Genomic DNA, 4,726 nt, shown 5'->3' on the forward strand with positions numbered 1-4,726 from the left:
AATTAAGTGCCAAGTGACAACTGTTGTGTGACGCGCGGACTACGATGCCACCGCTTCAGCTGCCCACCGGGGCGCTGCCCGGAGCGGCCTGCCCGATGGCTCGGGCATGGGTCGGCAGCAGTAAGGTGGTGAGCCAGCAGATGCCGAGCATGACGGCGGAGCCGGTAAGGCAGGCGGTGATGCCGCCGACCTGATAGAGCAGGCCGGACAGAAGGGTCCCGGCAAATCGCCCCGCCGCGTTGGCCGCATAATAGAAGCCCACGTCCTCCGCCGCCTTCTCCGACCCCGCATAGGCGAGGATCAGATAGGAGTGCAGCGAGGAATTCACCGCGAAGGCGGCGCCGAAAATGCCGAGTCCGATGACGACGATGAGGTCCGGCCGCAGGGGCGTCATGGCAAGGAGCGCGATGATGGCGACGGGAACGAGCGCGAGCCCAAGCGCCCACCAGCGCGCCGCCGGAACCTCCTTCGACAATCCGTCCGGGCTGCGGCTCACCACCGCAGGCGCCGCCGCCTGCACGATGCCGTAGCCGATGGTCCAGAGCGCCAGGAAGCCGCCCACCATGGGGAAGGTCCAGCCGAGGCCATAGAGGAACACCGGCACGCCCACCACGAACCACACGTCCCGCGCGCCGAACAAGGCGACGCGGGTGGCGGCGAGCAGATTCACCCCCCGGCTCTTGCCGAACAATTCCTTGGCCGAGGAACTGGCCTTGGCCTTGCCCATCATGGGCGGCAGGGAGAGCAGGACGCCGAGCAGCACGATCGCCAGCACGCCCGCCATGAGCCACAGCGAGAGGCGGAAGCCGAACGCCTCCAGAAGCACGCCGCCGAGGAAGAAGCCGAAGCCCTTCATGGCGTTCTTGGAGCCGGTGAACCACGCCACCCAGCGGAACAGGCGCCCCTCGGCATTGCCCTTTGCTTCCGCCTCCGTGACCTTGATGGCGGACTTGGAGGCGGTCTTGGTGAGGTCCTTGGCCACCCCGCACACGCCCTGCACCGCCACCACCCAGGCCACGAGGAAAGCGGTTTCCCACGAGGGGGACATGGCCGAGAGCAGCAGGAAGCCGGCGATCTGGGTGGTGAGCCCCACCGTGAGCATCCGGGTGATGCCGAAGCGGGCGGCGAGCCAGCCGCCGATGAAGTTCGCCCCGATGCCCGCTGCCTCATAGAGCAGGAACAGGAAGGCGAGGGTGAAGGGCGAGTAGCCGAGCTTGAAGAAGGTGAACAGCACCAGCATGCGCAGGGCGCCGTCGGTCAGCGTGAAGCCCCAATAGGCCGCCGTGACGATGGCATAGTTGCGCAGGCCGGCCGAGGAGGAGGCCGCCATCACAGGCCCGCCTGTTCGAGATGGCAGGCGAGGTCCACCATGCGGCAGGCATAGCCCATCTCGTTGTCGTACCAGGCATAGACCTTGAGCAGGGTGCCGTCGGTGACGAGGGTGGACGGCCCGTCCACGATGGCGGACCTCGTGTCGCGGGCATAGTCCGCCGACACCAGGGGACGCCGCTCGAAGCCGAGAATGCCGTTGAGCGCTCCGGCGGCGGCCTCGGCGAACAGGGCATTCACCTCCTCTGCCGTGGTCTCGCGGTTCAGCTCGAACACGCAGTCGGTGAGCGAGGCGTTGAGCACGGGGGCGCGCACGGCATGGCCGTTCAGCTTGCCCTTCAGCTCGGGATAGATGAGGGCGATGGCGGTGGCGCTGCCGGTGGTGGTGGGCTGCAGCGAGAGCATGGCGGAGCGGGCGCGGCGCAGGTCCTTGTGGGGCGCATCCACCACCACGTTGGTGTTGGTGGGGTCGTGGATGGTGGTGATCTGGCCGTGGCGGATGCCGATGGCCTCGTGCACCACCTTCACCACCGGGGCGAGGCAATTGGTGGTGCAGGAGGCGGCGGTGACGATGGGGTGCTTCTCCCGGTCGTAGAGGCTCTCGTTCACCCCCACCACCACGTTGAGCACGGAGGGGTCCTTCACCGGAGCGGCGACGATGACGCGCTTGGCGCCCCGCTTCAGGTGGCCTTCGAGCACGGCGGGGGTGAGGAACTTGCCGGTGGATTCCAGCACCACGTCCACGCCGAGATCGCCCCAGGGGATGTCTTCCGGCATGGCGTGGGAGGAGAAGGACATGGCCTTCTCGCCAATGCGCACGCTCCCCTCGTCATGGGAGATGGGCGCGCGCCAGCGGCCTTGAACGCTGTCGAACTCCAGCAGATGCGCAATGGCCTCGGCGCCGCCCTTGATCTCGTTGAGATGGACGATGTCGAGCCGGTTGTTGCCGCGCGGGTCGTTGTCCGGGCGCTGTGCCGCCCCCATGGCCGCGCGCAGCGACAGCCGTCCGATGCGGCCGAGGCCGTTGATCCCAACTCTCATGGCAGCGTCATTCCTTGAAGTATCCGTGACATAGAGCAGGCGCGGCGGTGCCGCGCTGCGTCGGGAGCACCGTCACGCGGCCTGTCCCGAGAGCGTGAGGGCGGTCGCGCCCTCCATCCGTCCGATCTCGCCGAGACGCGCCTTCAGCGACGCAAGGTCGAGCTGCTCGAACGGCAGGTTGACGAAGGCGGAGACGCGGCCGGCCAGCCGGCGATAGGTGGCGAGGAAAGCCGCCTTCTGCTCCGCCTCGGTTCCCTTCACCAGGATCGGATCGGGCAGGCCCCAATGGGCATGGAGCGGATGGCCGGGGAAGGCCGGGCAGATCTCGCCGGCCGCCGCGTCGCAGGTGGTGATGACGAAATCCATCTGTGGCGTGTCCGGGCCGGCGAACCCGTCCCAGCTCTTGGAGGCGAGGTGCGTGGTCTCGTAGCCGAGCGAGGCAAGCAGTTCGAGTGCCATGGCATGCGGCTTTCGCTTCGGCCGGCTGCCGGCCGAATAGGCCCGGAAGCGGCCGCGCCCCTCGCGGTTAAGCAGGGCCTCGGCGATCAGCGAACGGGCCGAATTGGCCGAGCACACGAGCAGCACGTTGTAGACGCGATCGTTCGCGGCAGCGGGGCGAAGCTGCGGAAAGGCGGACTGCAAGGCGCCGCGCCGCGCGGTGAGGGTGAAGCCCATCTCGCTCATGAGGCGGCCGAGAATGGGCGCGGCGGGCGCGAGGCTCGCCGCATAGATGATGGAACGCCCCTCGCGGCGCGCCGTCACGAGGTTGGCGCGCTCGAGCAATGCGAGATGGGTGGACATAGTGTTGTGCGGAACAGCGAGAAGGCGGGCGATGTCGCCAGCCGGCAATCCGTAAGGGACATAGCGCAGCAGGAGGCGATAAGTCTCGAAACGCGTGCCTTGCGACAGCGCATCGAAGATCCTGGTCGCGTCTTCCCCGTTGAGCGTCGTTTCATTCATCTTGCTCCACCATCCAACCTGTCTTGCACTTTATCGGCGTTGTACAGTGATCTCAGGCGCCGCCCTTGAAGGTCTTTGCCCAATAGTCCTTCACCTGCTCGACCAGAACCGGCGGTAAGGGAACATAACCGAGCTCGGAGGCAAATTTCTCGCCCTCGCCGAGGGCAAAGCGCCAGAATTCGAAGGCGGCCTGGCTGTTCGCGGGGATCTTGGGCTCGCGGTACATCAGCGCGAAGGTGGTCGCCGCGATGGGGTAGGCATCCTCAGCGGCCGAATCGTTGATGACGACGAAGAAGTCCTTTGCACCGGACCAATCGAAGCTCGATGCTGCGGCCTGGAACGATGCCGCGCTCGGCGCGATGAATTTACCCGCACGGTTCTGCACGAGGCCGTAGGCCAGCTTTGCCTGCACTACATAGGTGTATTCGACATAGCCGATGGCGTTCTTGACCCGCTTGACCTCGGTGGACACCCCCTCGTTGCCGCGCGCGCCGGTTCCCACCGGCCAGGCCACCGCACTGCCCTCGCCCACCTGCTGCTTCCATTCCGGGCTCGCCTTGGCGAGGTAGGAGACCCAGTTGAAGGTGGTCCCCGATCCGTCGGAGCGGTGCACCACCGCGATCTTCGTATCGGGCAGCTTGAGGTCGGGATTGAGCGCCTTGATGGCGGGGTCGGACCACATGGCGACCTTGCCGAGATAGATATCGGCAAGCAGTGTACCGGTGAAGCGGAGCTGGCCGGGCCCCACGCCGTCCACGTTGAACACCGGCACGACGCCGCCGAACACGACGGGGAACTGGCCGAGACCATACTTCTCCAATTCCTCCGGCTTCAGCGGCTTGTCGGACGCGCCGAAATCCACCACGCCGTCCCTGATGCGGTTGACGCCGGCGGATGAGCCCACCGACTGGTATCCGACGAGGTGGCCGGTGCGCTCGCGGAACGCCTGCGCCCACTTCCAGATGATGGGATAGGCAAAGGTGGAGCCGGCGCCCCGCACCTCCGCGGCGTGCGCCGCAGGCATGAACGTCGATAAGGCCGCGAACGCGGCCGCGGCTGTCCAGGCAAGAATGCGATTCACGGCTGGCCTCCCTTGGGTCCTGGCGACATGTCGCTGGAAACAGATAGCTCCAAACGAGTCATTATATCGATAGGAATGGACAGATCGCTATATGGCCTTCGTGTCACTCTTGTGACGCCACGCGGGCCGCGCCTTCCGCATCGACAGCAGAGTCGTCAATATGTCGATATCAAAAGAAATGATGTTATGTAGACCTGATTTCCCGGCGAGGTTGAACGGCGCATTCGCTCGGCCACCGCAACGAACAAGACGCGCTTTGTGAGGCACTCTGGAAAGCAGCCACCGTCCTTTGGTGCCTGATCAAGTCACATAGTC

General features: G+C 65.9%; 4 protein-coding genes. All 4 read right to left on the reverse strand.

The window, feature by feature from the left end:
- Positions 1-55 precede the first annotated feature (55 nt).
- Positions 56-1,330: an organoarsenical effux MFS transporter ArsJ gene (arsJ, locus tag V5F77_RS28195; protein WP_429008381.1), complete on the reverse strand. Its 1,275-nt coding sequence runs from the start codon at positions 1,328-1,330 to the stop codon at positions 56-58.
- Positions 1,330-2,370 (reverse strand): ArsJ-associated glyceraldehyde-3-phosphate dehydrogenase, encoded by a 1,041-nt coding sequence (locus V5F77_RS28200; protein ID WP_429008382.1) that lies wholly within the window; start codon positions 2,368-2,370, stop codon positions 1,330-1,332. Before V5F77_RS28200 ends, arsJ begins: the two co-directional genes overlap by 1 nt.
- 72 nt (positions 2,371-2,442) lie before the next feature.
- On the reverse strand, positions 2,443-3,330 hold the full coding sequence (locus V5F77_RS28205; protein ID WP_429008383.1) for an arsenate reductase/protein-tyrosine-phosphatase family protein: 888 nt from the start codon (positions 3,328-3,330) through the stop codon (positions 2,443-2,445).
- Between the two features lie 52 nt (positions 3,331-3,382).
- Positions 3,383-4,411: a phosphate ABC transporter substrate-binding protein PstS gene (pstS, locus tag V5F77_RS28210; RefSeq protein WP_429008384.1), complete on the reverse strand. Its 1,029-nt coding sequence runs from the start codon at positions 4,409-4,411 to the stop codon at positions 3,383-3,385.
- Positions 4,412-4,726: the final 315 nt, after the last annotated feature.

Source organism: Roseixanthobacter psychrophilus (genome assembly GCF_043195195.1).
GTDB lineage: Bacteria > Pseudomonadota > Alphaproteobacteria > Rhizobiales > Xanthobacteraceae > NCEH01.